The 311-nt window shown below is 42.4% G+C and carries 1 protein-coding gene; it reads left to right on the forward strand.

Annotation, left to right across the window (positions count from 1 at the left end):
* The coding region (locus NE473_RS30845; protein ID WP_256265620.1) for a glycosyl hydrolase-related protein at nt 1-238 on the forward strand (238 nt) is incomplete at its 5' end.
* Nucleotides 239-311 lie beyond the last annotated feature (73 nt).

Genomic DNA, 311 nt, shown 5'->3' on the forward strand with positions numbered 1-311 from the left:
GGGAATATTTATTGAGACGGTAAAAAGGGCGGAGGATGGAGACGGCTGGATCATCAGAGCTTATGAAGGTTTTGGAAACCGCGTGAAGGCTGGTATAGAGATCATCACGGAAGCCCCCTGTACGCTGAAGGAGTGCGATATGCTGGAGCGGGGTGGAACAGAACTTTCGGCTGTCGGAAACTGTTTCACAGTTGTTTTTAATCCGTTTGAAATCAAAACATTTCGAATGCAAAAATAACAAACATTTCTGCAAATCTGGATAATGGAGTTTTGCAGAAGGTAAAGATATAATGATACTATCAAAATACAGG

The organism is Hungatella sp. SL.1.14 (assembly GCF_024460495.1).
In the GTDB taxonomy this organism is placed as follows: domain Bacteria; phylum Bacillota; class Clostridia; order Lachnospirales; family Lachnospiraceae; genus Hungatella; species Hungatella hathewayi.